Here is a 26,750-nt window from a genome sequence, read left to right on the forward strand (position 1 = left end):
GCTGCAAGCTTGACGACACCGGAACACCGCAACCTGCTTTTACTTGCAGCTTGAAGCTTGAAACTCGAAGCTGCTTTTCAGGAATTGAAGATGAAAAACTGGCTGGACGAGATCAAGTGGGACGCTGACGGCCTGGTGCCGGCGATTGCCCAGGATCACAAGACCGGGCGCGTATTGATGATGGCCTGGATGAACCGCGAAGCGCTGGAACTGACCGCTGCGGAGAATCGTGCAATCTACTGGTCACGTTCCCGTGGCAAGCTGTGGCGCAAGGGCGAAGAGTCCGGCCATGTGCAGACCCTGCATGAGATGCGCCTGGACTGTGACGCCGACGTGATCATCCTGATGGTTGAACAGATCGGCGACATCGCCTGCCACACCGGCCGTCAAAGCTGCTTTTACCGGGTCTTCGAAAACGGCGACTGGAAAACGGTCGACCCGGTGCTGAAAGACCCGCACGCTATCTATTCCGCAGGACACACACATGAGTGACACCCTGACCCGCCTCGCTCAGGTACTTGAAGAGCGCAAAGGCGCAGCCGCCGACAGCTCGTATGTCGCCAGCCTGTATCACAAGGGGCTGAACAAGATTCTGGAGAAAGTCGGCGAAGAGTCGGTCGAAACCATTATTGCCGCCAAGGATGCCGCGATCAGCGGCGATTGCAGTGATGTGATCTACGAGACCGCCGACCTGTGGTTCCACAGCATGGTCATGCTCGCCCAACTGGGGCAGCATCCGCAGGCCGTGCTGGATGAACTGGACCGTCGCTTCGGCCTGTCCGGACACGTCGAGAAAGCCTCGCGTCCGTCCGCCTGAACAACTTTTAGAGAGGAATCGCCACATGGGCATTTTTGACTGGAAACACTGGGTCGTCATTCTGATTGTCGTGGTGCTGGTGTTCGGTACCAAGAAACTGAAAAACCTCGGAACCGACGTTGGCGAGTCGATCAAGGGCTTTCGCAAAGCCATGAACGACGACGAAAAACCGACCGAACCGAACGTGACCCCGCCGGCCCAGCCAGTGCCACCGGTGCAGCCGCAAACCACCGCTCAGGCCAACCCGCCGCACACCATCGACGTGCAGGCGCAAAAAGTCGAAGAGCCGATCCGCAAAGACGTGTGAGCACTGACTAATGTTTGGTATCAGCTTCTCTGAACTGCTGCTCGTCGGCCTCGTCGCCCTGCTGGTGCTCGGCCCCGAGCGCCTGCCGGGCGCGGCGCGCACCGCCGGTCTGTGGGTCGGCCGCCTGAAGCGCAGCTTCAACGCGATCAAACAGGAAGTTGAACGTGAAATCGGTGCCGACGAGATCCGTCGGCAACTGCACAACGAACATATTCTGTCGCTGGAGCAAGAGGCGCGGAAGATCTTCAATCCGAACCAGCAGGAGCCGTCGCCGGCGCAGCCGCCCGCTGAGCCGACGATTCATGCGCCGACGGCGCCTGCGCCTGTTGTCGCGCCGACACAATCCGCTCCCGCAGAAACGTCGGTTGAACACGTAGCCTCGAATACCGCGCCGATCACACCTGCGCCTCACGACACCACTTTGCCGCCGCGAGCCCCATGAGCGATCTCCCCGAAAACGACCAGCACATGCCGCTGGTTTCGCACCTCACCGAGTTGCGCACCCGCCTGCTGCGTTGCGTGGCGGCGACCTTCATTATCTTTGCCGGGCTGTTCGCGTTCACCCAGCAGATCTACACCTTCGTCTCGACGCCGCTGCGCCAGTACCTGCCGGTCGGCGCGACGATGATCGCCACCGACGTGTCGTCGCCGTTCCTGACGCCGCTGAAACTGACGATGATGGTTTCGCTGTTCCTTGCGATTCCGGTGATCCTGCATCAGATCTGGGGCTTTATTGCGCCAGGCCTGTACAAGCATGAAAAACGCGTCGCGGTGCCGCTGCTGATCTCCAGCATCCTGCTCTTCTACATCGGCATGGCGTTCGCCTATTACTTCGTATTTCCGCTGATCTTCAAGTTTTTCGCCGCTGCCACCCCGGCCGGCGTGGAAATGATGACCGACATCGCCAGCTACCTCGATTTCGTCATGACGCTGTTCTTCGCCTTCGGCGTGGCGTTCGAGATTCCGGTGGCCGTAGTCCTGCTGGTGTGGATCGGCGTGGTCGACGTCAAATACCTGAAGAAGATCCGCCCGTACGTGATCATCGGCTGCTTCGTGGTCGGCATGATCCTGACCCCGCCGGACATCTTTTCGCAGACCCTGCTGGCTGTGCCGATGTGGATGCTGTTCGAAATCGGCATCCTTTTCGGCGCGCTGGTCAGCAAGCGCGAACGCCCGGACGAAACGCCGGCCGACGACCACAACGACCAGCCGCCAGCGACCCAGGCATGAACCTGCTGCTGCTCGAAGAGGCCGACTTCATTGCGGCCGACCGCGTGATTCTGCGTGATCGCCGCCTGATCCACATGCAGGAAGTGCATCGTTCGGAAGTCGGCGACAGCCTGCGCGTCGGGCGCATCAACGGGTTGATGGGTTCGGCCGAGTTGCTGCGTCTGGAAGCCGGCGAAGCGGAGCTGCGCGTCAACCTCGATCAGCCACCGCCGGCCAAACTGCCGCTGACCCTGGTGCTGGCCCTGCCCCGGCCGAAAATGCTCCGCCGCGTGTTCCAGACCGTCGCGACCATGGGCGTGGCCAAGGTGATTCTGGTCAACAGCTATCGCGTCGAAAAAAGCTTCTGGCAGACGCCATTTCTGGAGCCGGAAGCGATTCGTGAGCAGTTGATCCTCGGGCTCGAACAGGCTCGCGATACGGTGTTGCCGGAGATCGTCATCGAAAAGCGCTTCAAGCCTTTTGTTGAAGATCGCATGCCGGCGATCGCCGAGGGCACCCTCGGCCTGGTAGGCCACCCCGGCAACTTCCCGCCCTGCCCGCGCGCTCTGAGCGAACCGGTGACCCTGGCCATCGGCCCCGAGGGTGGCTGGATTCCCTACGAAATCGATCTGCTGGCCAAATCCGGCCTGCAACCGGTGCAACTGGGCGAGCGCATCCTGCGCGTCGAAACCGCCGTCACCGCCCTGCTTGCACGCCTGTTCTAGCGCGACACCGATCCTGTGTAGGAGCTGCCGAAGGCTGCGATCCTTTGATCTTGTTTAAAAACAAGATCAAAGGATCGCAGCCTCGTTGCACTCGTCAGCTCCTACAAGCCCCTACAGTCGCAGACAAGTGGCGTTACAGATTGCCATCACCCAGCCGATACAGCCCCTATAAGTCCAATCAAGTGGTCCGAAGGGAGTGGTCGCATGTACCGTTGGTTAGCCGAGAGTCTTGGAAACGTCAGCGTCAAACGCAAGCTGGGCATCGGTTTCGGCCTGGTGCTGTTGCTGACGCTGTTGATCACTTTCACCGGCTGGACCGGCATGAGCGGCATCATCAGCCGTGGCGACAAGCTCGGCTTCATTTCCAGCCTCAATGAGCTGACCAAAGACCTGCGCCTGGCGCGCATGGACTACGACATGCGTCGTGGTGAACAGGGTCCGGGCGCGGTCAATGAATTGCTCAGCAAACTCGAAAGCGGTCTGCAATCGGCACGCGGCATGATCGAGCAGCCATCCGATGTGGCGATGGTCGATCAACAGCTTGCTGCGGTCGCCGAATACAAACGCGCCTTCGGCGAAATGACCCAGGCCACCGTCCAGCGTGAAGATGCGCGGAGCAAGCTTGGCGCCAATGCCGACAACGCCGTGGCCAAGGTCGGCGAAGTCGAAAGTGCGCTGCTGCAAGGCGACAGCGTCGCCCAATACAACGCGGTGATCGAACTCAGCAAACTGTTGCAGCAGGCGCGCTATCAGGTGCGCGGCTACACCTACAGCGGCAAGGCCGATGCCGAGCAACCGGCGCTGACCGCCATCGACAACGCCCTGAAAAACCTCGAAAGCCTGCCGACCCGCGTGCCAGAGCAGCACATCGCCAACCTGCAGCAGGCCACCGACTCGCTCAAGGCCTATCGCGCCGCCGTCGCTCAATTCCGTGATTCGCAGGTCAAGAACACTGCTGCACTGGCGAACATGTCGGCTCAGGGCGAGATCCTGATGTCGGTCAGCAAGAAGCTCACTGAATCGCAAACCGTGGTGCGCGACACCGATGCTGCCCATGCCAAGAACATGCTGCTGGTCGCCACTGCGCTGGCACTGGCCTTCGGTCTGATTGCCGCTTGGGCGATCACCCGACAAATCATCATTCCGCTGACCCAGACCCTGAAAGTCGCCGAGCGCGTGGCCGCTGGCGACCTGACCCACAACCTGGTTTCCCTGCGTCGCGACGAACTCGGACAATTGCAGCGCTCGATGCAAAGCATGACCCAGGGCCTTCGCGAGTTGATCGGCGGTATCAGCGACGGCGTCACGCAGATCGCCAGCGCCGCTGAAGAGCTATCCGCGGTGACTGAGCAGACCAGCGCCGGGGTCAATAATCAGAAGATCGAGACCGATCAGGTCGCCACCGCTATGAACGAAATGGCGGCTACCGTGCAGGAAGTCGCGCGCAACGCTGAAGAAGCTTCTGAGGCCGCTGTCGCCGCTGATCAACAGGCCCGCGAAGGTGACAAGGTCGTCGGCGAAGCCATCGCCCAGATCGAACGTTTGGCGGTCGAGGTCGGCCACTCCACCGAAGCCATGGGCGAGCTCAAGCGTGAAAGCGACAAGATCGGCAGCGTCCTCGATGTGATCAAGTCGGTGGCCCAGCAAACCAACCTGCTGGCCCTCAACGCCGCCATCGAAGCGGCCCGCGCCGGTGAAGCCGGACGTGGTTTCGCCGTGGTTGCCGACGAAGTTCGCAGCCTCGCCCAGCGCACGCAGAAGTCCACGGAAGAGATCGAGGAGCTGATCGTCGGTCTGCAAAACGGTACCCAGCAAGTGGCGACGATCATGGACAACAGCCGCAGCCTCACCGACAGCAGCGTCGAGCTGACCCGGCGCGCCGGCGGCTCACTGGAGAGCATCACTCGCACCGTCTCGGCGATCCAGGCGATGAACCAGCAAATCGCCGCCGCTGCCGAGCAGCAGAGCGCCGTGGCCGAAGAGATCAACCGCAGCGTGCTGAACGTGCGCGATGTGTCGGATCAGACCTCGGCGGCGAGCGAGGAGACTGCCGCATCCAGCGTTGAACTGGCGCGACTGGGCACGCATCTGCAGATGCTGGTCGGCCGTTTCAAAGTCTGAGTTGATGCACAACCTCGGTTCGCCTGTAACCGAGGTGATGCCATTCGCGAGCAGGCTCGCTCCCACAGGGAAACGCATTCCAAGGTGGGAGCGAGCCTGCTCGCGAAGGCAGCGGCGCGGTTTGCGCGTCGTAGGTAACGGGCGCGCCAATTTGGCGACGGATGCTATGCACTGGTTTTAGGCTTTATCCGGATTTGTTCGCAAATCAGCGGACATAAAAAAACCCCGCTGAATCAGCGGGTTTTTTTTATCAGGCCGGCTGAGCCTGCAGGCTCACCGGTCGCAGCGGCAGCAACGGCGCATGCGGATCGGCTTTCACCGAAGCGCGCCAGGCGTCCAGCCACTCAGCGTGACCTTCGGCCCAGACCTGCTCGTGCAGGCGTGCCAGTGCGACAGGGTCGCTAAGCAGTTGCAGACGATCATGGTTGTTCAGCCCGGCCGGGCCGACCTTGATCGCGTGACGCACGCGTTCCTGACGCAGCCACTCGATCGGCTCGGCCTGGCCGTGACGCGAGGTCGCCAGCGAGCACGCCAGGGCGTTCTGCTGAGGATCGACCACGGCGCGGACGAAGCCGTCGTTGAGCGCGTGATAGCGGTTCTCGTGGGTGTACTGATCGGTTGCCAGCAGCGCCTGTGGCGGATTGTATTCCTCAGGGATGAGGAACAGGCTCTCGTCACGGGTCTTCAGGCCCAGGCCGACACGGCTGGAGATCACCGATACCGGGATCGACAGCATCAGCGAACCGACGATCGGCACCAGCCACCAGAGGAAGCTCGGGTTCAGCCAGATCACCAGCAGCGCCCACAAGAAGCCCAGCAACGTCTGCGGACCGTGGCGCTTGACCGCTTCGCTCCACGGCGTCGAGTCGTCGTCACGCTGCGGCGAGTTCCAGGTCGCCGCCCAGCCGAGGAACGCGGCGAGGACGAAGCGGGTGTGGAAAATCATCCGCACCGGCGCCAGCAGCATGGAGAACAGCATCTCCAGCAGCATCGACAGGGTCACCTTGAACTTGCCGCCGAACTCTTTCGCGCCCTTGGCCCAGATCAGGATGATGCTCAACAGCTTCGGCAGGAACAGCAGCACGATGGTCGTCGAGAACAGCGCGATGGCCTTGTCCGGGTGCCATTGTGGCCACAGCGGATAGAGCTGACGCGGTTCGAGGAAGTATTGCGGCTCCATCAGCGTGTTCACCGCCAGCAGCGCGGTCGACAACACCAGGAAGAAGAACCACAACGGCGCCGACAGGTAAGACATCACGCCGGTGAGGAACACCGCGCGGTGCACCGGGTGCATGCCCTTGACCAGGAACAGGCGGAAGTTCATCAGGTTACCGTGACACCAGCGACGGTCACGCTTAAGTTCGTCGAGCAGGTTCGGCGGCAACTCTTCGTAACTGCCCGGCAGGTCGTAGGCAATCCACACGCCCCAGCCGGCACGGCGCATCAGCGCAGCTTCAACGAAGTCGTGGGACAGGATCGCACCGGAGAACGCGCCCTTGCCCGGCAACGGCGCCAGGGCGCAGTGGTCGATGAACGGCTTCATGCGGATGATCGCGTTGTGACCCCAGTAGTGGGATTCACCCAACTGCCAGAAGTGCAGACCGGCGGTAAACAGCGGGCCGTACACGCGGGTGGCGAACTGCTGCATCCGCGCATACAGGGTATCCATGCCCGACGCACGTGGCGCGGTCTGGATGATCCCGGCGTCCGGCGTGGCTTCCATCAGGCGCACCAGACTGGTCAGGCACTCGCCGCTCATCACCGAGTCGGCGTCGAGCACGACCATGTACTTGTAGTCACCGCCCCAACGACGGCAGAAGTCGTCGAGGTTGCCGCTCTTGCGCTTCACACGACGGCGGCGACGGCGATAGAAGATCTTGCCGAAGCCCTTGGCCTCGCGGCAGACATCCAGCCAGGCCTGTTGCTCGGCGACGCAGATATCGGTGTCGTTACTGTCGCTGAGGACGAAAAAGTCGAAGCGATCCAGATCACCGGTGGCCGCTACCGATTCGAACGTCGCACGCAGACCGGCGAATACGCGCGGCACGTCTTCGTTGCAGATCGGCATTACCAGCGCAGTACGCGCATCTTTGGGAATCGGCTCGTTACCAGCGCTTTTCCCGGAGATACGGTATTTGTCGTGGCCGGTTAGCAACTCGAGGAAGCCCATCAGCGCGGTCCAGAAACCGGCCGAGACCCAGCAGAACAGAATCCCGAACAGAATCAGGATGCTGGTTTGCAGCGCATACGGCAGCACTTGCGTGGCAGTTTGCAGCAGCGGCTGATGCAGGACTTCTTCCAGATCGACGAACGACCAGCCCTGGTACGGCATGATGCCTTTCATGTACCAGCCGGCAACGATGGTCTGACCGAGCATCAGCAGCAACAGAATGTAGCGGCGGATCGAACCGACGGTGCGCCAGCGCGCGGCCGGCAGGACATTGGCGTCCTTCGGCGGCTGCGGCGGGTTGGTGCGACCGGTCAGACGGCGCCAGCCACGCACCAGAATATTGGTGCGCCATGGCTCCGGCACGACCTTGGTGCGGCGGATCGGCGGGGTCGCCTTGAGGCTGACCCGACCACTGGCGTCGAGCATCAGCATTTCCGCTTCAGCCAGTTCTTCGGCAGTGCTCAGGGTCAGACGCTTGCCCACCGAAGCCTGGGCGGCTTCGGCAGGGGCGTCGAAGGTCGAGGACGACAGGCGTTCATGCAGCTCGCTGAAGGACTGGCAACCCGCGAGTTCCGCGCGTTGCTCGTCGGTCATCGGCAGATGCGCCAGATACTCGGACAGAGTCTCTGGCTGTACTGGTGAATTACTCATCGGCAGGCAACTGATAGCTCCAGGTCTCGGTCAGGACTTCTTCAGTCGGCGCCGATTCCGGTGTGGCTGGGGCCGCGTCGGCAGCGACTGGCTGCTTGGCGTCTTTGTTGGCCTTGTCCTTGGCGTCGGCTGCAGGCTTGGCTTCAGCCTGTTTGGCTTCGGCGGCCTTGGCTTCCTTGTCGAGTTTTTCCTGTTGCTTGGCGGCAACCTTGTCAGCCTTGGCGACCGACGAATTGGACGCCGGCACCGATTTGCCCAGATCCGCGGTGACCACCGGCTGAACCAGAGCAGCGCGCATCTCGGTTGCCTTGCTCGGATCCTTGATCTTCATCCGCAGGGTCAAACGCCAGCCCTTGGTTTCCGGGTTGTAGCGCACGCTGTTCTCGACCAGTTCGGCGTTGTCACCGACGCTGACCTGACTGCGCACGTCGGCATCCGGCGTCAAGGCCGCCAGAGATGGACCTTCGAAGTCGACCAGATAGGCGACGCTGCCATCGGGCTGACGGATCAGGTTCGATTGCTTGACGTCACCGGTCGAACGCAGGGTCTGTGCCACCCAGGCGCTGTCCGGCGCGTGGAGTGCTGCTTCGTCCATGGTCCAGTGCATGCGGTAGGCGAAGTCCAGCGGCTGGCCTGGCTCCGGCATTTTTTCCGGGCTCCAGAACGCAACGATGTTGTCGTTGGTTTCGTCAGCGGTCGGAATCTCTACCAGATCGACAGTACCCTTGCCCCACTCGCCCTTCGGCTCGATCCAGGCACTCGGGCGCTTGTCGTAGCGGTCGTCGAGGTCTTCGTAGTGGCTGAAGTCACGGCCACGCTGCAGCAGACCGAAACCACGCGGATTCTCGACGCTGAAGTTGCTCACGGCCAGATGTTTCGGGTTGTTCAGTGGGCGCCAGATCCACTCGCCGTTGCCGGCATGGATCGACAGACCGCTGGAGTCGTGCAGTTCACGACGGTAGTTGAGCACTTTCGACGGCTGGTTGGCGCCGAACAGGAACATGCTGGTCAGCGGCGCGATACCCAGTTTGCCAACCTTGTCACGCAGGAACATCTGCGCCTTGACGTCGACGATGGTGTCGCTGCCCGGACGCAGGATCAGGCGGTAGGCACCAGTGGCACGCGGCGAGTCGAGCAGAGCGAAGATCACCAGGTGCTTGTCGCCCGGCTTGGGCTGCTGAATCCAGAACTCGCGGAAACGCGGGAACTCTTCACCCGACGGCAGCGCAGTATCGATCGCCAGACCACGGGCCGACAGACCGTAGGTATGGCCCTTGCCAACGACGCGGAAGTAACTCGCGCCGAGCATGGTCATGATCTCGTCTTGCTTGTCGGCCTTGTTGATCGGGTACAGCACACGGAAACCGGCATAGCCAAGTTGTTCGGTGGCTTTCGGATCGAATTTCAGATCGCCGAAATCGAAGCGGCTCGGATCGTATTTGATCTCCGAGACGGTATTGGTGGTGATTTCGTTGATTTTCACCGGTGTATCGAAGTGCATACCCTGGTGATAGAAGGAGAGCTTGAACGGCGTCTTCTGATCGGCCCACTCAGCCTTTTCGGTGAGGAAGCGGATCTTCTGGTAGTCCGCGAACTTCATTTCGCGGAATTCGTTCGGCAGGTTGCTGCGCGGGGCTTCGAACTTCTGCCCGGCCAGCTCTTTGGCCTTGGCCGATACGTCGTCAAGATTGAACGCCCAAAGCTGACCGGCGCTGAGCAGGCACAGGAGCGCCGAACCCGCTACCAGAGCACTTCGCATGCGTTTGGCAGACATTTTTGCTGCATTACAGGGACTAACAATCACGAGCAACCCTCGCCGAAAACAGATCAATAAACCAACGGCCAGCAAGCCGTCTGTGTGGCCATTTTTAGTCAGCTTATTTCGGTTCCATGAAGCCAGATACTGCGTTGCTGCTCCTCCCCATAGCGAGCTATGAGTCGTCCCAGCGCCTTGCCTCTGGCTTCATGGCCCTCGAAATAATGCTGACAAAAATGGCCGTACAGACCGCTCATGCCAGGTTGGCGAGCATTGTTCCGACTCCGCCGGGGCAAAATGATTCCCCAATCGGATCCAGACAAGTCTCTACCTAAGTCAAAACGGATCAACGAATGTCGATCCCCGCAGCGCGCGATTATCTAGTAGCCCGGATGACAACGCATCAGGGGTAACAAAGTATTTATCGCGAAAACAGCCTAAAAACAGTCGAAATTGCCGAAAAACATGTTTCAGGCACTGTCAGGTCTGTAACAGGAAGGTTACCGGGCCATCGTTGACCAGGTGCACCTGCATATCGGCGCCGAATCTACCTGATGCCACAGTGCCATGCACCTGTTTCGCCTGACTCAATAAATAGTCGAACAATTCTTCACCCAGCGCCGGCGGTGCGGCCGTGGAAAAGCTCGGACGCAGACCGCTTTTGGTGTCGGCGGCGAGGGTGAACTGAGAGACCAGCAGCAACCCGCCACCCACATCCGCCAGGGACAGATTCATCTTGCCCTCGGCGTCACTGAATACCCGATAGTTAAGCAGCTTATGCAGAAGTTTGTCGGCGCTGGTACGCGTGTCGTCGGGTTCTACCGCCACCAGCACCAGCAAACCCTGATCGACCGCGCCGACAACCTCGCCGGCGACCTCTACCCGCGCACCGCGTACGCGTTGTAACAGCGCCTTCATGCTTCTTCGAGCGGCAGGTCGAGCAGGCGCTGGGCCATTTTGCTCGCGGCGCGCACCAGCGCATCGGTGATGCCCGGCTCGGACGCGGCGTGGCCGGCGTCGCGGATCACCTGCAATTCGCTGTTCGGCCAGGCCTGGTGCAATTCCCAGGCGTTGTCGAGCGGGCAGATCACGTCGTAGCGACCGTGAATGATCACGCCGGGCAGATGAGCGATCTTGCCCATGTCGCGGATCAACTGGTTCGGCTCAAGGAAGGCATTGTTGGTGAAGTAGTGGCATTCGATCCGCGCGATCGACAGCGCGCGTTGCGGCTCGGAGAAACGATCGACCACCAGCGGATTCGGGCGCAGGGTCGCGGTGCGCCCTTCCCAGGTCGACCACGCCTTCGCCGCATGCATCTGGGCGATCTGATCGTTGCCGGTCAGGCGTTTGTGGAAAGCGTTGAGCAGGTCGTCGCGCTCGTCCAGCGGGATCGGCGCGATGTAGTCCTGCCAGTAATCGGGGAACAGACGGCTGGCGCCGGCTTGATAGAACCATTCGATTTCCTGCGGACGGCAGAGAAAGATCCCGCGCAGAATCAGACCATGGACCCGCTCCGGGTGAGTTTGCGCGTAGGCCAGCGCCAGGGTCGAACCCCAGGAGCCGCCGAACAGCACCCATTTTTCAATGCCCAGGTGTTTGCGGATGCGCTCAAGGTCTTCGACCAGATCCCAGGTGGTGTTGTTTTCCAGGCTCGCGTGCGGCGTCGAGCGACCGCAGCCGCGCTGGTCGAAGGTGACAATGCGATACAGATTCGGATCGAAATAGCGTCGGCTCTGGGCGTCACAGCCGGCGCCGGGGCCACCGTGGATGAACACCACCGGTAAACCCTCCGGCGAGCCGCTTTCATCGACGTACAGCGTATGGGTGTCATCGACAGCCAGATCGTGCCGGGCGTGGGGTTTGATCTGCGGAAACAAAGTCTGCATTGCGCGCTCCGTAAGGGGTCGAGGTCATCCCTGGGGGGACTCGTATTATTCTGCCGTTGGGCATCATAAACCCGATTTGCGTCAATGAGCATGCTCCGGGGCCTGATCGTTCCCACGCTCGGCGTGGGAACGCCTCTTGGGACGCTCCGCGTCCAGTGACGCGGAGCGTCACGGGCTGCATTCCCACGCAGAGCGTGGGAACGATCAAAGATCGCAGCCTTCGGCAGCTCCGACAGGGGTGCATCAGGCGTTGTGGTGTTTTTCACCCCAAGCGAGCAGTCCCTGCAGCAATTCCCTGAGCACCACCCGCGTCGGTTCGGCGAGGTCGGCGCGGTAGCGGAACGGTTCGAACTCTTCCATGTAGGTGGACTGGCACAGTTCCAGCTGCACGGCATGGATGTTCTGCGCCGGGTCGCCGTACTGGCGGGTGATGTGTCCGCCCTTGAAGCGACCGTTGAGCACATGGGTGAACTGCTCGTGCTGCGCGCAGATCGCTTCCAGTTGACTGGCCAATTGCGGATCACAACTGGCGCCATTGAAGGTGCCGAGGTTGAAGTCTGGCAGTTTGCCGTCGAACAGGTGCGGGATGATCGAGCGGATCGAGTGCGCATCGAACAACAGCGCGTAGCCGAATTCGGCTTTCAATCGCGCCAGTTCCTCCTGCAAGGTGCGGTGATACGGCGTCCAGATCTGCTCCAGGTAAATCGCGCGCTCCTCTTTCGACGGCTCCTGCCCCTCCTCAAACAACGGAATGCCGTCGAACAACGTCGCCGGATACAACCCGGTGGTCGCCCCGGCATACAACGGCTTGTCGTCGGACGGCCGGTTGAGGTCGATGACGAAGCGCGAATACTCAGCCGCCAGGGTACTCGCGCCCAGTTCCTCGGCAAAATCGTAGAGCTGCGGGATATGCCAATCGGTGTCCGGCAAACTTTTCGCGGCGGGGATCAACCCGGCTTCGACAGCCGGGGTCAGACGCACGCCGGCGTGGGGCATGCTGATCAGCAGCGGTACGCGGCCTTGTTTGAAATTCAGAACCTTGTCCACAACCGCCCTCCTAGAAATTCGATTCGACGCCGTGACGCACGACGCGCTTGTCCAGATCGCCACCGAGCCAATAGGCCAGATCCGCCGGACGCTCGATGTCCCACGCCACGAAATCGGCGACCTTGCCGACCTCCAGCGAGCCATGGGTCTGCGCCATGCCCAGCGCCTGCGCGGCATGGATGGTCGCCCCGGCCAGAGCTTCTTCCGGGGTCATGCGGAAACAGGTGCAGGCCATGTTCAGCATCAGACGCAACGACAGCGCCGGCGAGGTGCCGGGGTTGAGGTCGCTGGCGATGGCGATTTTCACCTTGTGTTTGCGCAGCGCGTCCATCGGCGGCAATTGGGTTTCGCGCAGGAAGTAGAACGCGCCCGGTAGCAGCACGGCGACGGTGTCGGCGGCGGCCATGGCGATGGCATCGTCCTCGTCCATGAATTCCAGATGATCGGCGGACAACGCTTTGTAGCGCGCGGCGAGGCTGGAGCCGTGCAGCGACGACAACTGTTCGGCGTGCAGCTTTACCGGCAGACCGAGTTGTTGCGCGGCGACGAACACCCGCTCGACCTGCTCCGGCGAGAACGCCAGGTATTCGCAGAACGCATCCACGGCATCGACCAGACCTTCGGCGGCAAGGGCCGGGAGCATCTGCTCGCAGACCAGATCGATGTATTCGTCGGCGCGATCCTTGTACTCCGGCGGCAACGCGTGCGCCGCCAGGCAAGTGCTGCGCACGCTGATCGGCAGCTCTTCGGCCAAGCGCCGGATGACCCGCAGCAGCTTGCGCTCGTTGGCCAGATCGAGACCGTAGCCGGATTTCATTTCCACCGTGGTCACGCCGTCGCGCATCAGGCTTTTCAGGCGTTTGGCGGCGCTGGCGAACAGCTCGTCCTCAGTGGCTTCGCGAGTGGCGCGCACGGTGCTGGCGATGCCGCCGCCCTGCGCGGCGATCTCGGCATAGCTGACGCCTTGCAGACGCTGCTCGAACTCGCCGCTGCGGTTGCCGCCGAACACGGTGTGGGTGTGGCAGTCGATCAGACCGGGGGTGACCCACGCACCCTGCAAATCATTGACCGCCGGGTATTCGCCGGACGGCAATTGAGTGCGCAGGCCGATCCACTCGATCAGCGTGCCGGATGTAACGATCGCGGCATCCTCGATGATCGAATAGGCGCCGTTGGCCATGGTTGCGACGTGGCAGTGTTGCCAGAGGGTTTTCATCCCGGTTCCTCTTATAGTGATCGTTCCCACGCTCTGCGTGGGAATGCAGCCCGTGACGCTCCGCGTCACTGGACGCGGAGCGTCCCTTGAGGCATTCCCACGCAGAGCGTGGGAACGATCAGTGGGTAGGGTTAAAGGCTCGGCAAAAGCTTCGCCGGCACCAGCTCGGTCAAGCACCGCGACGCCAGCAATTGCGTCGCAGCATTGATGTCCGGCGCAAAGAAGCGGTCCTTCTCATAGAACGGCACTTCCTTGCGCAAAATCGCCCGCGCCTGTTCCAGCTTCGGCGAGGTCTTCAAGCCGTTGCGCAGATCCAGGCCCTGCACTGCCGCCAGCCATTCCACGGCGAGAATGCCGCGAGTGTTCTCAGCCATTTCCCACAGCCGCTTGCCGGCGGCCGGAGCCATCGACACGTGGTCTTCCTGGTTGGCCGAGGTCGGCAGGCTGTCCACCGAATGTGGATGGGACAACGCCTTGTTTTCGCTGGCCAACGCCGCAGCGGTGACCTGGGCGATCATGAAACCGGAGTTCACCCCGCCATTGGCCACCAGGAACGGCGGCAGTTGCGACATGTGCTTGTCCATCATCAGCGAGATGCGCCGCTCGCTCAGCGAGCCGATTTCAGCGATGGCCAGGGCCATGTTGTCAGCGGCCATAGCCACTGGTTCGGCGTGGAAGTTGCCGCCGGAAATCACGTCGCCTTCAGCGGCGAATACCAAAGGGTTGTCGGAAACCGCGTTGGCTTCCACTGCCAGCACTTCAGCGGCCTGACGGAACTGGGTCAGGCAGGCGCCCATGACTTGCGGCTGGCAGCGCAGCGAGTACGGGTCCTGGACCTTGTCGCAATTCTGGTGCGAGGCGGAGACTTCGCTGCGCTCACCGAGCAGATCGCGATAAGCCGCAGCGGCGTCGATCTGACCTTTCTGCCCACGTGCGGCGTGAATGCGCGCGTCGAACGGCGAGCGCGAACCGAGCACGGCTTCAACAGTAAGACTGCCCAGCGCCAGGGCACCGGCAAACAGGTCTTCGCCTTCGAATAAACCGCGCAGCGCAAAGGCTGTGGAAACCTGAGTACCGTTGAGCAGCGCCAGACCTTCTTTAGCCGCTAAAGTCAGCGGCGCCAGGCCGGCGACTTTCAGCACTTCGGTGGCTTCAAGCCATTCGCCCTTGTAGCGCGCCTTGCCCTCGCCCAGCAGCACCAGCGACATGTGCGCCAACGGCGCCAGATCGCCCGACGCACCGACCGAACCTTTCAGCGGAATGTGCGGATAGACCTCGGCATTGATCAGCGCGATCAGCGCATCGATCACCTGCCGACGGATCCCGGAAAAACCCCGGCTGAGGCTGTTGACCTTGAGCACCATGATCAGTCGTACAAGGTCATCGCTGATCGGCTGGCCGACCCCGGCCGCGTGCGAGAGCACCAGCGAACGCTGCAGGTTCTCCAGGTCTTCGCTGGCGATGCGCGTCGAGGCCAGCAGCCCGAAACCGGTGTTGATGCCATAGGCGGTGCGGTTCTCGGCGAGGATCTGCTCGACACAGGCGACGCTGGCCTCGATCTGCGCGCTGGCGCTGTTGTCGAGAGTCAGTGTGACCGGATGCTGGTAGACGTCACGCAGTTGGGCCAGGCTCAGTTGGCCGGGGATCAGGTTCAGCGCAGTCATTAAAATGCTCCTGTTAGGCATTGTTATTAACTACCAGTCGCTCCGGAGCATTCCGTTATCCGTCGCTTCTCGTCTTGTGAACGATCCACGCCTTGGCACGCTGGTATGGGTAGTTGTCAGTGCAAATTCGGAAGAACGTTGTGCGGCAGATTCGGGTTTTTCAACACGGTCGCAGCGGCAGCGATATCCGGCGCCAGCCAGCGGTCCTGATCGTAGGCCGGGACCGTTGCGCGCAGCAGTTTCCACGCGCGGTCGGTGCCCACGCCAAAGCGCTGTTTCTTGAGGAATTCAAACGCCTGCGCCGCCAGCAGGTATTCAATTGCGAGGATCTGCGTGCAGTTTTCCAGCGCGCGGTGCAGCTTCAGCGCGGCGTTGGTGCCCATGCTCAGGTGATCTTCCTGCAGGCCCGAGGTGATGTAGTTGTCGAGCACCGCCGGTTGCGCCAATTGACGGTTTTCCGCACACAGCGATGCGGCGACGTATTGCACGATCATCATCCCCGAGTTGACCCCGGGATTGGCCACCAGAAACGCCGGCAGACCGCTGACGTGCGGATTGACCAAACGGTCGAGACGGCGCTCGGCAATCGAGCCGATTTCGGCCATGGCAATCGCCAGCAGATCCGCCGCCATCGCCACGGATTGACCGTGCGGGTTGGCCTGCGACATCACCCGGAAATTGTCCGGCGTGCCCAGCAGTAACGGGTTGTCGGTGCAGCCGTTGAGTTCGGCTTCGACCTGTTTGATCGCATGCTCCAGTTGATCACGGGCGGCGCCGTGAACCTGCGGGATCGAACGAATGCTCAGCGCATCCTGAGTGCGAATGCCTTTGCTCGCGGCGATCACTTCGCTGCCATCGAGCAAGGCGCGCAGGTTGTTGCCGACCTGCTGCATGCCCGGATGCGGCTTGAGCGCAATGATCTCGGCATCGAAGGCATCGACCTGGCCGCGCTGGGCTTCGAAACTCATCGCACCAATGACATCGGCCCATTGCAGCAGCCGCGTAGCGTCGGCAATCGCCAGGCAACTGAGGCCGGTCATGCACGGCGTGCCGTTGACCAGACACAAGCCATCCTTCGCGCCGAGCTGCACAGGTTGCAGACCCTCCTCGGCCAGCGCCTGTTGCGCCGAAATGATCCGCCCGCGATAGCTGACATTGCCAACGCCGAGCAACGCGATGCCGATGTGCGCCATGTGCGTCAGGTAACCCACCGAACCCTGCGACGGCACCTGCGGGGTGATGCCGCGATTGAGCAGCGCCAGCAGCCCCTCGACCACACGCCGATGCAGGCCGGACTTGCCGTGGCTGTAGTTGTGAACGGCAGCGCAGATGATTGCGCGGGTCTGCTCGTCGCTAAGCACCGGGCCGACACCGCAGGCATGGCTGAGCAAGGTGTTGCGCGAGAGTTGGCTGAGCTGTTCGTCCTGCAGCGAGACGTTCGACAAACCGCCCAGACCGGTGTTGACACCATAGGCGCGCTCGCCGCTGGCGACGATGCGCTGAACGATGGCCTGAGCGTTGTCGATGCGCGCCCAAGTGTCGCTAGACAGATCCAGCGGCGCACCGTGACGGGCGACAGCGACCACGTCCTGCCAACGCATAGGGCTGCCTGTGATAACGATTTTTTCAGCCTGGGACATCTAAAACCTCATACCAATTCTGTTGATGCCGGTAACCCTGTGGTGAGGGGATTTATCCCCGTTGGGTGGCGAAGCCGCCCCAAACCATGCCCGCAAATCCGTCAGACAGACCGCAGTGGCCGGTTTTACGACTGCTTCGCAGCCGAACGGGGATAAATCCCCTCACCACAACGGCCACTCAGTTTCAGACCACCGCCGCCCGCCGCTGCACGAACCGGTCGACATACTCGTCGGCCGGCGAGTGCAGGATCTCTCTTGGCGTACCCACCTGGATCAACCGGCCATCCTTGAGAATCGCGATGCGATTGCCGATGCGCACGGCTTCGTCGAGGTCGTGGGTGATGAAGACGATGGTTTTGTGCAGGGTCTTTTGCAGTTCCAGCAACTGGTCCTGCATCTCGGCGCGGATCAGCGGGTCCAGCGCACTGAACGCTTCGTCCATGAGGATGATGTCGGTGTCCGCCGCCAACGCACGGGCGAGGCCGACGCGCTGACGCATGCCGCCGGAGAGCTGGTGCGGGTATTTGTTTTCGTAGCCTTTGAGGCCGACGGTGTTGATCCAGTGCAGCGCGCGTTCGGCGCAGACCTGCTTGCTTTCGCCACGGACTTTCAAACCGTAGGCGACGTTATCGAGCACGGTCTTGTGCGGCAGCAGGCCAAAGCTCTGGAACACCATGCTGATCTTGTGTCGACGAAATTCGCGCAGGGCGTCCATGTCGTACTGCAGGATGTCCTCGCCATCGACCAGAATCGCCCCGCTGGTGGGGTCGATCAGGCGATTGAAGTGCCGTACCAGGGTGGATTTGCCGGAACCGGACAGGCCCATGATCACAAAGATTTCGCCGGTGCCGATGCTCAGCGACAAGTCGTTCACGCCGACCACGCAACCGGTTTCGTTGAGCACCTGATCCTTGCTCTTGCCCTGGCCGACCATGGCCAGCGCGTCCTTGGCGCGGTTGCCGAAAATCTTGAAGACGTTGCGCACTTCGATCTTGCTCACGCTTGCGTTGCTCATTTGCTCACCTCGTGGCGTGGCCGGCCGTACGCTTGAGTGATGCGGTCGATGACCACCGCGAGAATCACGATCGCCAGCCCGGCTTCGAGACCACGGCCGACGTTGAGGGTCTGAATCCCCACCAGTACGTCTTCACCGAGGCCACGGGCGCCGATCATCGAGGCGATCACCACCATCGACAGGGCCATCATCGTGGTCTGGTTGATCCCGGCCATGATGCTCGGCAGGGCCAGCGGCAGTTGCACGCCGAACAGTTGCTGCCAGCGGTTGGCGCCGAAGGCGTTGATCGCCTCCATGACTTCGCCGTCGACCTGGCGAATACCCAGATCAGTCAGACGGATCAGCGGTGGCGCGGCGTAGATCACCGTGGCGAAAATCGCCGGCACCTTGCCCAGGCCGAACAGCATCAGCACCGGAATCAGGTAAACGAAACTCGGCATGGTCTGCATGATGTCGAGCAGCGGCATCAACACCGAACGCAGGCGATTGCTGCGCGCCGAGAGAATCCCCAGCGGGATGCCGATCAGCACCGAAATGATCGTCGCGACCATCATCAGTGCGAGGGTTTGCATGAGCTTGTCCCACAGGCCAACCGCACCCACCAGAAACAGCAAGCCGACAATCACGGCGGTGGTCACCACTTTGCGCGTGGCGTGCCAGGCGATGACACCGACGATTGCCAGCATCAACCACCACGGCGCCGCACGCAGCAAACCTTCGAGGCTGACAATGGCCCACAGCAGCGTGTCGGAGATATGCCGGAACACGTCGCCGTAGTTGGTCACCAGCGAATCGACCCAACCGTTGACCCAGTCGGCGATGGAAAAGGTAAAGCTTTCGGGAAACATAAGGGACTCTCAATCAAGGGGTTGCGATCAAGCGTCCGGCTGCCGTGCTGGCAGCCGGGAAACCTGACCTACAAGGCCGCGTCGATTTTCTTGGCTGCGTCGTCGCTCACCCATGCGTGCCAGACTTCAGGATGTTCCTTGAGGAAGATTTTCGCCAGTTTTGCCGACTCGATACGTTCCTTGGCCATGCGCCCGAGGTTCTGATTAAGCAGATCGATCGGCAGGTTGACTTTCTCCAGCACGGCGACCAGTTCCGGAGCTTCGTCGTGGAAGGTTTTCGACAGGCCGACCTTGATGCTAATGGTCTTGTTGCCCTGCGCCTGGTCTTCAAGCCTGACCGCGTCGATCTGCCCCATCAGCGGCGTTGGCGACCAGTAGTAGAAAAGGATCGGCTCGCCACGCTTGTAGCTCGACAGCACTGCCGCATCCAGCGCAGGTCCTGTGCCTGGGCGGAAGTTGGTGTAGCTGTTTTCCAGGCCGTAGCTCTTGAGCATTTCGCTGTTGTCGAGCTCGCAGGTCCAGCCGGCCGGGCAGTTGTAGAAGCGGCCCTTGGACGGCTCTTCGGCGTCCTTGAACACGGCGGAATACTTGCCCAGGTCAGCGATGTTTTTCAGGTCCGGGGCTTTCGCCTCGAGCTTGCGCTTGGCGTCGCCTTCGATCACGTAACGCGGCACGTACCAGCCTTCGACCGCGCCCACCACCGGTGCGCCGACACCGATGACCTTGCCGGCCTTCTCGGCCTTGTTCCAGACCTCGCTGCGGCCGACCCACTCTTCGGCGAACACTTGAATATCGTTACTGCTCAGGGCGTTTTCCATGGTGATGGAATTGCCCGGCAGGCTGTCGGTCTTGCAGCCGTAACCTTTCTCCAGCACCACTTGCAGCACGTCGGTCAGGAGCATGCCGCTCTCCCAGTTCAGCCCGGCGAATTTCACCGGTTTGCCCGATTCGCACCAGCCGGCGGCTTGCGTCGCACCGGCACTGGCCAACAGGCCCATGGACAGCAATGTGGTCAGCAGGGTCTTGTTCGATTTCATTGTCGTGACGCTCCTAATCATGAATGGGCTTACGGCAGTTCAAGAGGCATCCAGCCTGGTCCACGTCCAGATCAGGCCTGCGCCGCAGCGCGACCGGCCCCGCTCGTTTTTGCTTGTTGGGTGCTGTTCTGCTCGACCGGCAGAATCAGGCGATCGGGCACTGCGCTGTGCCATTTCTTTGCGCAGAAGTAATAGACGGCGGCCGGGAGAACCAGGCCGATGATCCAGGAAATGTCCACATCACCGAGGGCGGCCACCAGCGGCCCGGTGTAGAACTTGGTCGAGATGAATGGCAGCTGCACCAGCACGCCGAACACATAGACGCTGATACCGAGCAGGTTCCAGCGGCCGTAGCGGCCGTTCGGATCGGCCAGCGCCGGCACGTCGTAACGCTCGCGGGTGATGCAGTAGTAGTCGACCAGATTGATCGCGCTCCACGGGGTGAAGAAGGCGAGCAGAAACAGGATGAACGACTTGAACGCACCGAGGAACGAGTGCTGCCCGAGCAGGGCAATCAGCGTCGCCGCGCCGACGATGAACAGCACGAAGATCAGCCGCTGCATGCGAGTAACCGTCAGGTGCCCTTTGAAGCCACTGATGATGGTGGCGATGCACATGAAGCTGCCGTAGGAGTTCAGCGTCGAAATGGTCACCTTGCCGAACGCGATGCTGAAATACAGCAGCGCGGCAGTGGCGCCGGTACCGCCGAGGCCGACGATGTAGGCGACTTCATGGCCAGCGAATTGACCGTTGGCCGAAGCGGCGGCAAACACGCCGAGGATCATCGCCACTTGGGCGCCGATCACCGAGCCGGCACCGGCGGCGAAAAAGGTTTTCACCGATGAAGTGGCGCTCGGCAGGTAACGCGAGTAGTCCGCTACATACGGGCCGAAAGCGATCTGCCAGGACGCCGCCAGCGACACCGCCAGGAGGAAACTGCTCCAGCTGAAATGACGTATCTGCAGAAGTGCGCCGACGTCGGTCTGGCTCATCAGCCGCCAGAAAAGGAACACAAAAGCGATCACGCCAATCACGCTGGCGACGCGGCCGATCCAGTGGATCACCCGATAGCCGAGCACTGTGACCAGCACGATGACACTGGCGAAAATCAGGATGCCAACACTGTCGCTGACACCGAACAACTGCCCCACCGCCTGCCCGGAGAGCACTGTCCCGGTGGCGGTGAAACCCAGGTACATCAGGCACACCAGCACGATCGGAATCGCTGCGCCATAAACGCCGAATTGCACACGGCTGGAGATCATCTGCGGCAAGCCCAGTTTCGGTCCCTGCGCGGCATGCAGCGCCATCACACCACCGCCGAGCAGTTGGCCGATCAAAAGACCGATCAACGACCAGAACACATCACCGCCAAGCACCACCGCCAAGGCCCCGGTGACGATCGCGGTGATCTGCAGGTTGGCGCCCATCCACAGGGTGAACTGGCTGAACAGACGACCGTGTCTTTCCGCTTCCGGGATGTAGTCGATCGAACGCCTTTCGATCAACGGGGTACTGCCTGCACGTTCGTTGTTAACCGCCATGATTCAACCTCTGTGGATTGCTATTCGGGTTCACTGAAATTCCTCTGTGGGAGCGAGCCTGCTCGCGAATCGGGTGTATCAGTCACAGCAGTAGCGACTGACACGACGCCTTCGCGAGCAGGCTCGCTCCCACATAAACCAGAGCGTGTTACCCGCCAGTGATCATCGGCAGATTCAGCCCCTGCTCTTTCGCGCAGTCGATGGCGATCTGGTAACCGGCATCGGCATGGCGCATGACGCCGGTAGCCGGGTCGTTGTGCAGCACGCGAGCGATGCGCTCGGCGGCTTCGTCGCTACCGTCGCAGACGATCACCATCCCTGAATGCTGCGAGAAGCCCATGCCGACACCGCCGCCGTGGTGCAAAGACACCCAGGTCGCGCCACTCGCGGTGTTCAGCAGGGCGTTGAGCAGCGGCCAATCGGAGACGGCGTCGGAGCCGTCCTGCATCGATTCGGTTTCGCGGTTGGGGCTGGCCACCGAGCCGGAGTCGAGGTGGTCGCGACCGATCACCACCGGGGCCGACAGCTCACCGCTACGGACCATTTCGTTGAAGGCCAGACCGAGCTTGGCGCGCTGGCCCAGACCGACCCAGCAGATACGCGCCGGCAGACCTTGGAAGCTGATGCGCTCGCGGGCCATGTCCAGCCAGTTGTGCAAATGCGCGTCGTCGGGGATCAGCTCTTTGACCTTGGCGTCGGTTTTGTAGATGTCCTGTGGATCACCCGACAGCGCCGCCCAACGGAACGGGCCAATGCCACGGCAAAAGAGCGGACGGATGTAGGCCGGCACGAAGCCCGGGAAATCGAAAGCGTTTTCGACGCCTTCTTCCTGAGCCATCTGACGGATGTTGTTGCCGTAGTCGAAGGTCGGAATGCCCTGCTTCTGGAACTCCAGCATGGCTTTCACATGCACCGCCATCGACTGCTTGGCGGCTTTGATCACAGCGGCTGGTTCGGTCTTGGCGCGGGCGCGGTATTCGTCCCAGCTCCAGCCAGCCGGCAGGTAGCCGTTGAGCGGATCGTGGGCGCTGGTCTGGTCGGTGACCATGTCCGGGCGCACGCCGCGCTTGACCAGCTCCGGCAGGATTTCCGCCGCGTTGCCGAGCAGGGCGATGGAAATCGCTTTGCCTTCTTTGGTGTATTTGTCGATGCGCGCCAGAGCGTCGTCGAGGTCTTTGGCTTGCTCATCGACGTAACGGCTTTTCAGGCGGAAATCGATGCTGACCTGCTGGCATTCGATGTTCAGCGAGCAGGCGCCGGCCAGGGTGGCGGCCAGCGGTTGCGCGCCGCCCATGCCACCGAGGCCGGCGGTCAACACCCAGCGACCCTTCAGGTCAGCGTTGTAATGCTGGCGCCCGGCTTCAACGAAGGTTTCGTAGGTGCCCTGAACGATGCCCTGGCTGCCGATGTAGATCCAGCTGCCGGCGGTCATCTGGCCGTACATGGCCAGGCCTTTGGCGTCGAGTTCGTTAAAGTGTTCCCAGCTCGCCCAGTGCGGCACCAGGTTGGAGTTGGCGATCAGCACGCGCGGCGCGTTGCTATGAGTCTTGAATACGCCGACCGGCTTGCCCGATTGCACCAGCAGGGTTTCGTCGTCGTTCAGGTTGGTCAGGCTCTCGACGATCTTGTCGTAGCACTCCCAGTTGCGCGCGGCGCGACCGATGCCACCGTAGACCACCAATTCTTTCGGGTTCTCGGCGACTTCCGGGTCGAGGTTGTTCATCAGCATGCGCAGCGGCGCTTCAGTCAGCCAGCTTTTGGCGGTCAGCGTGTTACCGCGTGCGGCGCGGATCTGCACGTCACGAAACTTGTTGCTGTTCTGGGTATTGTCAGTCACGAAAAAGACTCCTCAGCGATCAATTCAAACCAACCCTGGCAGTGGGCAGCAGCCTGCGCGCTGTGCTGCGCGACAAGCGAATCAGTGGACGCTGCGGAGAGTCTCGACCGACTCATACGCATACGTCTTTACTTGTACATACAAGCATATGCAATCGAGCGGCCAACTTGTTGGAGGAGTGTTCAGGAAAAATCACGGGCATGGCTGGAGAGCGCCTGAATCGAGGGTTCTGGCGTGGATGAAATTTTCCGGGCGGAGATTCTGAGGAGATGCGGCTGGGCCAAGTGAGCGTGGTTTTGCGCCACGCTGGGGCGTTCGGTAACAAGTTGGTGCGTGGAGGGAAACAAGAGTGGGGATGGCTTTGGTGGCGAGGGGATTTATCCGCGCTGAGCTGCGCAGCAGACCGCTTTTTTTAATCAGGAATGGGGCCGCTTCGCGACCCAGCGGGGATAAATCCCCTCGCCACAGGGTGTGTTCAGTTCTGGAGGATTTCGATCACGCAGCATGCGGCGTTGGTGGAGACTTCGACCAGCCCACTGTTACCGTCCAGTTGCAGACAATCATGCCGACCGAGCTGCGAAACGCCGTCGCCAACACGCACGTCCATCCACTTACTGACACTGAACACCAGCACCGTCGATGCCGAGCTGAAGAACCGCTGCTCGCCGTCCAGCCACTGCAATCGCGCGCTGTAACGTTGCGGCGCGTAGATCAGATTGAAGTCGCGAATCGCACCGCCGAGCAAGGTGCAGGACACTTGGCTTTCGCCGCTGAAAGCAAACGGGTCCAGGGGTAACAATGGCCGGGTATCGTCACCGTCGACGCACAAGGTCATGCCGTCGCCCTGCAACACGGTGATGACTCGCTGGTAACCGGCGAATGTCGAGAAACCGCCCGATTCGGTGATGTCGGCAATCGACAGACGCCAGCCGAAACCGTCCAGGCCAGCGCCAGCATCGCGGGTGATTTCCTCGGTGCTGCCGCCGCCGTTTTTCCACGGCATGCGCGGGTAGCCTTCAGCGCGTAGAACCTTCACTTGATAATTCATTTATGAAAGCGCCCTTCCAGACGATGGCGGGAACCGGGGTGGATCAAACGCGCCGCCGTCACCGGTTGACGCCCCGACCAGGTTCGCCGGCGAATCAGCAGGCACGGCTCGCCCTTTTCAATCTGCAGCAATTTGCACTCCGACGGCTCGGCAAGAATCGCTTCGACCACGTGCTCGCCCTCGGTCAGCGGCGCGACCTGATTGAGATAGGCATAGGGCGTTTGCAGGGTGAAATCCTGCTTGAGGTATTCCGGCGCGACCAAGGCGTTGACGAAACGGTCTTCGATTTGCACCGGAATGTCGTTTTCGTAATGCACGATCAGCGAGTGGAAGACTTTCTGGCCTTCGCGCATGTCCAGCGCCAGCGCGCGTTCGGAACCGGCGGCCTCTTCTTCGAGGGTGATGACCTGGCAGGTGTGGCGATGGCCGCGCGAGGCGATTTCGTCGGCGATGTTGTGCACTTCGAACAGCGCAGACTGGCTCTTCGGTTCGGCGACAAACGTGCCCACGCCTTGCATGCGCACCAACAGGCCGTCGGCGGTCATCTCGCGCAGGGCGCGGTTGATGGTCATGCGGCTGAAGCCGAGCTGGCTGACCAGTTCGCTTTCGGACGGCACGCGGTAGTGCGGCGGCCAGTTACCGCTGTCGATCTGCTGGGTGATCATCTGTTTGACGCGGGCGTACAAAGGCGCCGGACTGTCGCCCATGTTCGCGGCCAACGGAGAAACTGGAGGCGGAGTCGGCACGGTTGATCCCTGTTCATTGGATGAAAGTGACTAGCTTGCCGGAGTTTACCGGGCAGGCAAACGTCTGTATATGTATATACAAATTACACACGATGGGGTGCCGAACGATGTCCGCCTTCTTTGCCGAACGCGCACTGCTGCCTGAGGGATGGGCTAACAATGTACGTCTCGAGGTCAGCGCCGATGGCCTGTTGATCCGAATCCAGGCCGATTCCAGCGCAGACGGCGCCGAACGCCTGCGCGGGCCGTTGCTGCCGGGAATGCCCAACCTGCACTCTCACGCCTTCCAGCGCGCCATGGCTGGATTGGCCGAAGTGGCCGGCAACCCCAACGACAGTTTCTGGACCTGGCGCGATCTGATGTACCGCCTCGTCGGAAAAATCAGCCCCGATCAGCTCGGCATCATCGCCCGTCAGCTGTACATAGAAATGCTCAAGGCCGGTTACACCTCGGTCGCCGAATTTCACTACGTGCACCACGACAGCAACGGCCAGCCGTACGCCGATCCGGCGGAACTGGCGTTGCGCATCAGCCAGGCCGCCAGCGAAAGCGGTATCGGCCTGACCCTGCTGCCAGTGCTCTACAGTCATTCCGGTTTCGGCGGGCAGACGCCTAACGATGGCCAGCGTCGCTTTATCAACAGCACTGAAAACTATCTGAATCTGCAAGCGCGGTTGCAGCCATTACTGGCGCAGCAGAAGGCGCAATCGCTGGGCCTGTGTTTCCACTCATTGCGTGCGGTGACGCCGCAGCAGATCAGCGAAGTGTTGGCGGCCAGTGACAAACAATGCCCGGTGCACATCCACATCGCCGAGCAGCAGAAAGAAGTCGAAGATTGCCTGAGCTGGAGCGGTCGCCGTCCGTTGCAATGGCTCTACGAGAACGCTGAAGTCGATCAGCGCTGGTGTCTGGTCCACGCCACCCACGCCAACCCGGATGAAGTCACGCTGATGGCCAACAGTCGCGCGATCGCCGGGCTGTGCCTGACCACTGAAGCGAATCTGGGTGACGGGATTTTCCCGGCGGTGGATTTCCTCGCACAGGGCGGGCGCATGGGTATCGGTTCCGACAGCCATGTCTCGCTCAGCGTGGTGGAGGAATTGCGCTGGCTGGAATATGGTCAGCGTCTGCGCGATCAGCGGCGCAATCGCTTGTATGGCGCGCAACAGCCGATGGTCGGTCGCACCCTGTATGACGCGGCGCTGGACGGCGGCGCGCAGGCGCTGGGTCAGCCGATCGGCGCGTTGGAAGTGGGCAAGCGCGCGGACTGGATTGTCCTGGATGGCAACGATCCGTATCTAGCGACGGCCAATGGCGACGGGATTCTGAACCGCTGGTTGTTCGCCGGCGGCGATCGCCAGGTGCGCGATGTGCTGGTCAATGGTCAGTGGGTGGTGCGCGATGGCCGGCATGCCGGCGAAGAGCACAGCGCCCGAGCCTTCACCCGGGTCCTGCGCGATCTTTTC

General features: G+C 61.5%; 23 protein-coding genes. 8 read left to right on the top strand and 15 right to left on the bottom strand.

Annotated elements, in window-relative coordinates; translation table 11 throughout:
* The first annotated feature begins 90 nt into the window (after positions 1-90).
* From hisI to J5M66_RS08130, 7 genes are all read left to right on the top strand, one after another.
* Entirely contained in the window at positions 91-492 is a 402-nt protein-coding gene (gene hisI, locus J5M66_RS08100; RefSeq protein ID WP_007899278.1) for a phosphoribosyl-AMP cyclohydrolase, read from the top strand.
* Positions 485-817, top strand: a complete 333-nt coding sequence (locus J5M66_RS08105; RefSeq protein WP_003220849.1) for a phosphoribosyl-ATP diphosphatase — start codon at positions 485-487, stop codon at positions 815-817. Before hisI ends, J5M66_RS08105 begins: the two co-directional genes overlap by 8 nt.
* 25 nt (positions 818-842) lie before the next feature.
* Positions 843-1,124 (top strand): twin-arginine translocase TatA/TatE family subunit, encoded by a 282-nt coding sequence (locus J5M66_RS08110; RefSeq protein WP_039756649.1) that lies wholly within the window; start codon positions 843-845, stop codon positions 1,122-1,124.
* A 10-nt stretch (positions 1,125-1,134) separates the two neighbouring features.
* Positions 1,135-1,566: a Sec-independent protein translocase protein TatB gene (tatB, locus tag J5M66_RS08115; RefSeq protein ID WP_207807673.1), complete on the top strand. Its 432-nt coding sequence runs from the start codon at positions 1,135-1,137 to the stop codon at positions 1,564-1,566.
* Positions 1,563-2,354: a twin-arginine translocase subunit TatC gene (gene tatC, locus J5M66_RS08120; protein WP_207807672.1), complete on the top strand. Its 792-nt coding sequence runs from the start codon at positions 1,563-1,565 to the stop codon at positions 2,352-2,354. The genes tatB and tatC overlap by 4 nt, the downstream gene beginning before the upstream one ends.
* On the top strand, positions 2,351-3,058 hold the full coding sequence (locus tag J5M66_RS08125) for a 16S rRNA (uracil(1498)-N(3))-methyltransferase (RefSeq protein ID WP_207807671.1): 708 nt from the start codon (positions 2,351-2,353) through the stop codon (positions 3,056-3,058). Before tatC ends, J5M66_RS08125 begins: the two co-directional genes overlap by 4 nt.
* A gap of 204 nt (positions 3,059-3,262) precedes the next feature.
* Positions 3,263-5,179: a methyl-accepting chemotaxis protein gene (locus tag J5M66_RS08130; RefSeq protein ID WP_024011252.1), complete on the top strand. Its 1,917-nt coding sequence runs from the start codon at positions 3,263-3,265 to the stop codon at positions 5,177-5,179.
* A gap of 250 nt (positions 5,180-5,429) precedes the next feature.
* On the opposite strand, the gene mdoH is transcribed toward J5M66_RS08130, so the two are convergent.
* From mdoH to hutC, 15 genes are all read right to left on the bottom strand, one after another.
* Complete coding sequence (gene mdoH, locus J5M66_RS08135; RefSeq protein ID WP_024011251.1) at positions 5,430-8,000, bottom strand: glucans biosynthesis glucosyltransferase MdoH; 2,571 nt, start codon at positions 7,998-8,000, stop codon at positions 5,430-5,432.
* The gene (locus J5M66_RS08140; protein ID WP_162098724.1) at positions 7,993-9,774 is read right to left on the bottom strand and encodes a glucan biosynthesis protein G; all 1,782 of its coding nucleotides are present in this window, start codon (positions 9,772-9,774) and stop codon (positions 7,993-7,995) included. The genes mdoH and J5M66_RS08140 overlap by 8 nt, the downstream gene beginning before the upstream one ends.
* A 462-nt stretch (positions 9,775-10,236) precedes the next feature.
* Entirely contained in the window at positions 10,237-10,674 is a 438-nt protein-coding gene (dtd, locus tag J5M66_RS08145) for a D-aminoacyl-tRNA deacylase (RefSeq protein ID WP_122601419.1), read from the bottom strand.
* Positions 10,671-11,642 (bottom strand): prolyl aminopeptidase, encoded by a 972-nt coding sequence (pip, locus tag J5M66_RS08150; protein ID WP_073471584.1) that lies wholly within the window; start codon positions 11,640-11,642, stop codon positions 10,671-10,673. Before pip ends, dtd begins: the two co-directional genes overlap by 4 nt.
* Before the next feature lie 243 nt (positions 11,643-11,885).
* Positions 11,886-12,689, bottom strand: a complete 804-nt coding sequence (gene hutG / locus J5M66_RS08155) for an N-formylglutamate deformylase (protein ID WP_207807670.1) — start codon at positions 12,687-12,689, stop codon at positions 11,886-11,888.
* Positions 12,690-12,699: 10 nt separating this feature from the next.
* Positions 12,700-13,905, bottom strand: a complete 1,206-nt coding sequence (gene hutI / locus J5M66_RS08160; protein ID WP_207807669.1) for an imidazolonepropionase — start codon at positions 13,903-13,905, stop codon at positions 12,700-12,702.
* A gap of 131 nt (positions 13,906-14,036) precedes the next feature.
* The gene (gene hutH / locus J5M66_RS08165; protein ID WP_207807668.1) at positions 14,037-15,569 is read right to left on the bottom strand and encodes a histidine ammonia-lyase; all 1,533 of its coding nucleotides are present in this window, start codon (positions 15,567-15,569) and stop codon (positions 14,037-14,039) included.
* 116 nt (positions 15,570-15,685) lie between these two features.
* A complete protein-coding gene (hutH, locus tag J5M66_RS08170) occupies positions 15,686-17,209 on the bottom strand; it encodes a histidine ammonia-lyase (RefSeq protein WP_123444028.1) in 1,524 nt (507 codons plus the stop codon).
* A gap of 184 nt (positions 17,210-17,393) precedes the next feature.
* On the bottom strand, positions 17,394-18,224 hold the full coding sequence (locus J5M66_RS08175) for a glycine betaine/L-proline ABC transporter ATP-binding protein (RefSeq protein ID WP_016772086.1): 831 nt from the start codon (positions 18,222-18,224) through the stop codon (positions 17,394-17,396).
* On the bottom strand, positions 18,221-19,072 hold the full coding sequence (locus tag J5M66_RS08180) for a proline/glycine betaine ABC transporter permease (RefSeq protein WP_016772087.1): 852 nt from the start codon (positions 19,070-19,072) through the stop codon (positions 18,221-18,223). The genes J5M66_RS08175 and J5M66_RS08180 overlap by 4 nt, the downstream gene beginning before the upstream one ends.
* 68 nt (positions 19,073-19,140) lie before the next feature.
* A complete protein-coding gene (locus J5M66_RS08185) occupies positions 19,141-20,109 on the bottom strand; it encodes an ABC transporter substrate-binding protein (protein ID WP_123444029.1) in 969 nt (322 codons plus the stop codon).
* 71 nt (positions 20,110-20,180) lie between these two features.
* Positions 20,181-21,653 carry a cytosine permease gene (locus J5M66_RS08190; protein WP_207807667.1) on the bottom strand — a complete coding sequence of 491 codons (1,473 nt, stop codon included), beginning with the start codon at positions 21,651-21,653 and terminating at the stop codon, positions 20,181-20,183.
* A gap of 148 nt (positions 21,654-21,801) precedes the next feature.
* Positions 21,802-23,490, bottom strand: a complete 1,689-nt coding sequence (gene hutU / locus J5M66_RS08195) for a urocanate hydratase (RefSeq protein ID WP_110602115.1) — start codon at positions 23,488-23,490, stop codon at positions 21,802-21,804.
* A gap of 475 nt (positions 23,491-23,965) precedes the next feature.
* On the bottom strand, positions 23,966-24,538 hold the full coding sequence (locus J5M66_RS08200) for a HutD family protein (RefSeq protein WP_207807666.1): 573 nt from the start codon (positions 24,536-24,538) through the stop codon (positions 23,966-23,968).
* Positions 24,535-25,245, bottom strand: coding sequence for a histidine utilization repressor (gene hutC, locus J5M66_RS08205; protein ID WP_162803449.1), 711 nt, complete (start codon positions 25,243-25,245; stop codon positions 24,535-24,537). Before hutC ends, J5M66_RS08200 begins: the two co-directional genes overlap by 4 nt.
* A gap of 146 nt (positions 25,246-25,391) precedes the next feature.
* Between hutC and J5M66_RS08210 the strand changes: the two genes are divergently transcribed.
* Positions 25,392-26,750, top strand: a 1,359-nt coding sequence (locus J5M66_RS08210; protein ID WP_207817485.1) for a formimidoylglutamate deiminase, incomplete at its 3' end; no start/stop codon positions are given.

The sequence above is a fragment of the Pseudomonas sp. 67(2021) genome, assembly GCF_017491835.1.
GTDB classification, from domain to species: domain Bacteria; phylum Pseudomonadota; class Gammaproteobacteria; order Pseudomonadales; family Pseudomonadaceae; genus Aquipseudomonas; species Aquipseudomonas atacamensis.

Bases quoted from the DNA above. Each gene is read 5' to 3' on its own strand.
- hisI (WP_007899278.1), top strand. From the start codon at position 91: ATGAAAAACTGGCTGGACGAGATCAAGTGGGACGCTGACGGCCTGGTG.
- J5M66_RS08105 (WP_003220849.1), top strand. From the start codon at position 485: ATGAGTGACACCCTGACCCGCCTCGCTCAGGTACTTGAAGAGCGCAAA.
- J5M66_RS08110 (WP_039756649.1), top strand. From the start codon at position 843: ATGGGCATTTTTGACTGGAAACACTGGGTCGTCATTCTGATTGTCGTG.
- tatB (WP_207807673.1), top strand. From the start codon at position 1,135: ATGTTTGGTATCAGCTTCTCTGAACTGCTGCTCGTCGGCCTCGTCGCC.
- tatC (WP_207807672.1), top strand. From the start codon at position 1,563: ATGAGCGATCTCCCCGAAAACGACCAGCACATGCCGCTGGTTTCGCAC.
- J5M66_RS08125 (WP_207807671.1), top strand. From the start codon at position 2,351: ATGAACCTGCTGCTGCTCGAAGAGGCCGACTTCATTGCGGCCGACCGC.
- J5M66_RS08130 (WP_024011252.1), top strand. From the start codon at position 3,263: ATGTACCGTTGGTTAGCCGAGAGTCTTGGAAACGTCAGCGTCAAACGC.
- mdoH (WP_024011251.1), bottom strand. From the start codon at position 8,000: ATGAGTAATTCACCAGTACAGCCAGAGACTCTGTCCGAGTATCTGGCG.
- J5M66_RS08140 (WP_162098724.1), bottom strand. From the start codon at position 9,774: ATGTCTGCCAAACGCATGCGAAGTGCTCTGGTAGCGGGTTCGGCGCTC.
- dtd (WP_122601419.1), bottom strand. From the start codon at position 10,674: ATGAAGGCGCTGTTACAACGCGTACGCGGTGCGCGGGTAGAGGTCGCC.
- pip (WP_073471584.1), bottom strand. From the start codon at position 11,642: ATGCAGACTTTGTTTCCGCAGATCAAACCCCACGCCCGGCACGATCTG.
- hutI (WP_207807669.1), bottom strand. From the start codon at position 13,905: ATGAAAACCCTCTGGCAACACTGCCACGTCGCAACCATGGCCAACGGC.
- hutH (WP_207807668.1), bottom strand. From the start codon at position 15,569: ATGACTGCGCTGAACCTGATCCCCGGCCAACTGAGCCTGGCCCAACTG.
- hutH (WP_123444028.1), bottom strand. From the start codon at position 17,209: ATGTCCCAGGCTGAAAAAATCGTTATCACAGGCAGCCCTATGCGTTGG.
- J5M66_RS08175 (WP_016772086.1), bottom strand. From the start codon at position 18,224: ATGAGCAACGCAAGCGTGAGCAAGATCGAAGTGCGCAACGTCTTCAAG.
- J5M66_RS08180 (WP_016772087.1), bottom strand. From the start codon at position 19,072: ATGTTTCCCGAAAGCTTTACCTTTTCCATCGCCGACTGGGTCAACGGT.
- J5M66_RS08185 (WP_123444029.1), bottom strand. From the start codon at position 20,109: ATGAAATCGAACAAGACCCTGCTGACCACATTGCTGTCCATGGGCCTG.
- J5M66_RS08190 (WP_207807667.1), bottom strand. From the start codon at position 21,653: ATGGCGGTTAACAACGAACGTGCAGGCAGTACCCCGTTGATCGAAAGG.
- J5M66_RS08200 (WP_207807666.1), bottom strand. From the start codon at position 24,538: ATGAATTATCAAGTGAAGGTTCTACGCGCTGAAGGCTACCCGCGCATG.
- hutC (WP_162803449.1), bottom strand. From the start codon at position 25,245: ATGGGCGACAGTCCGGCGCCTTTGTACGCCCGCGTCAAACAGATGATC.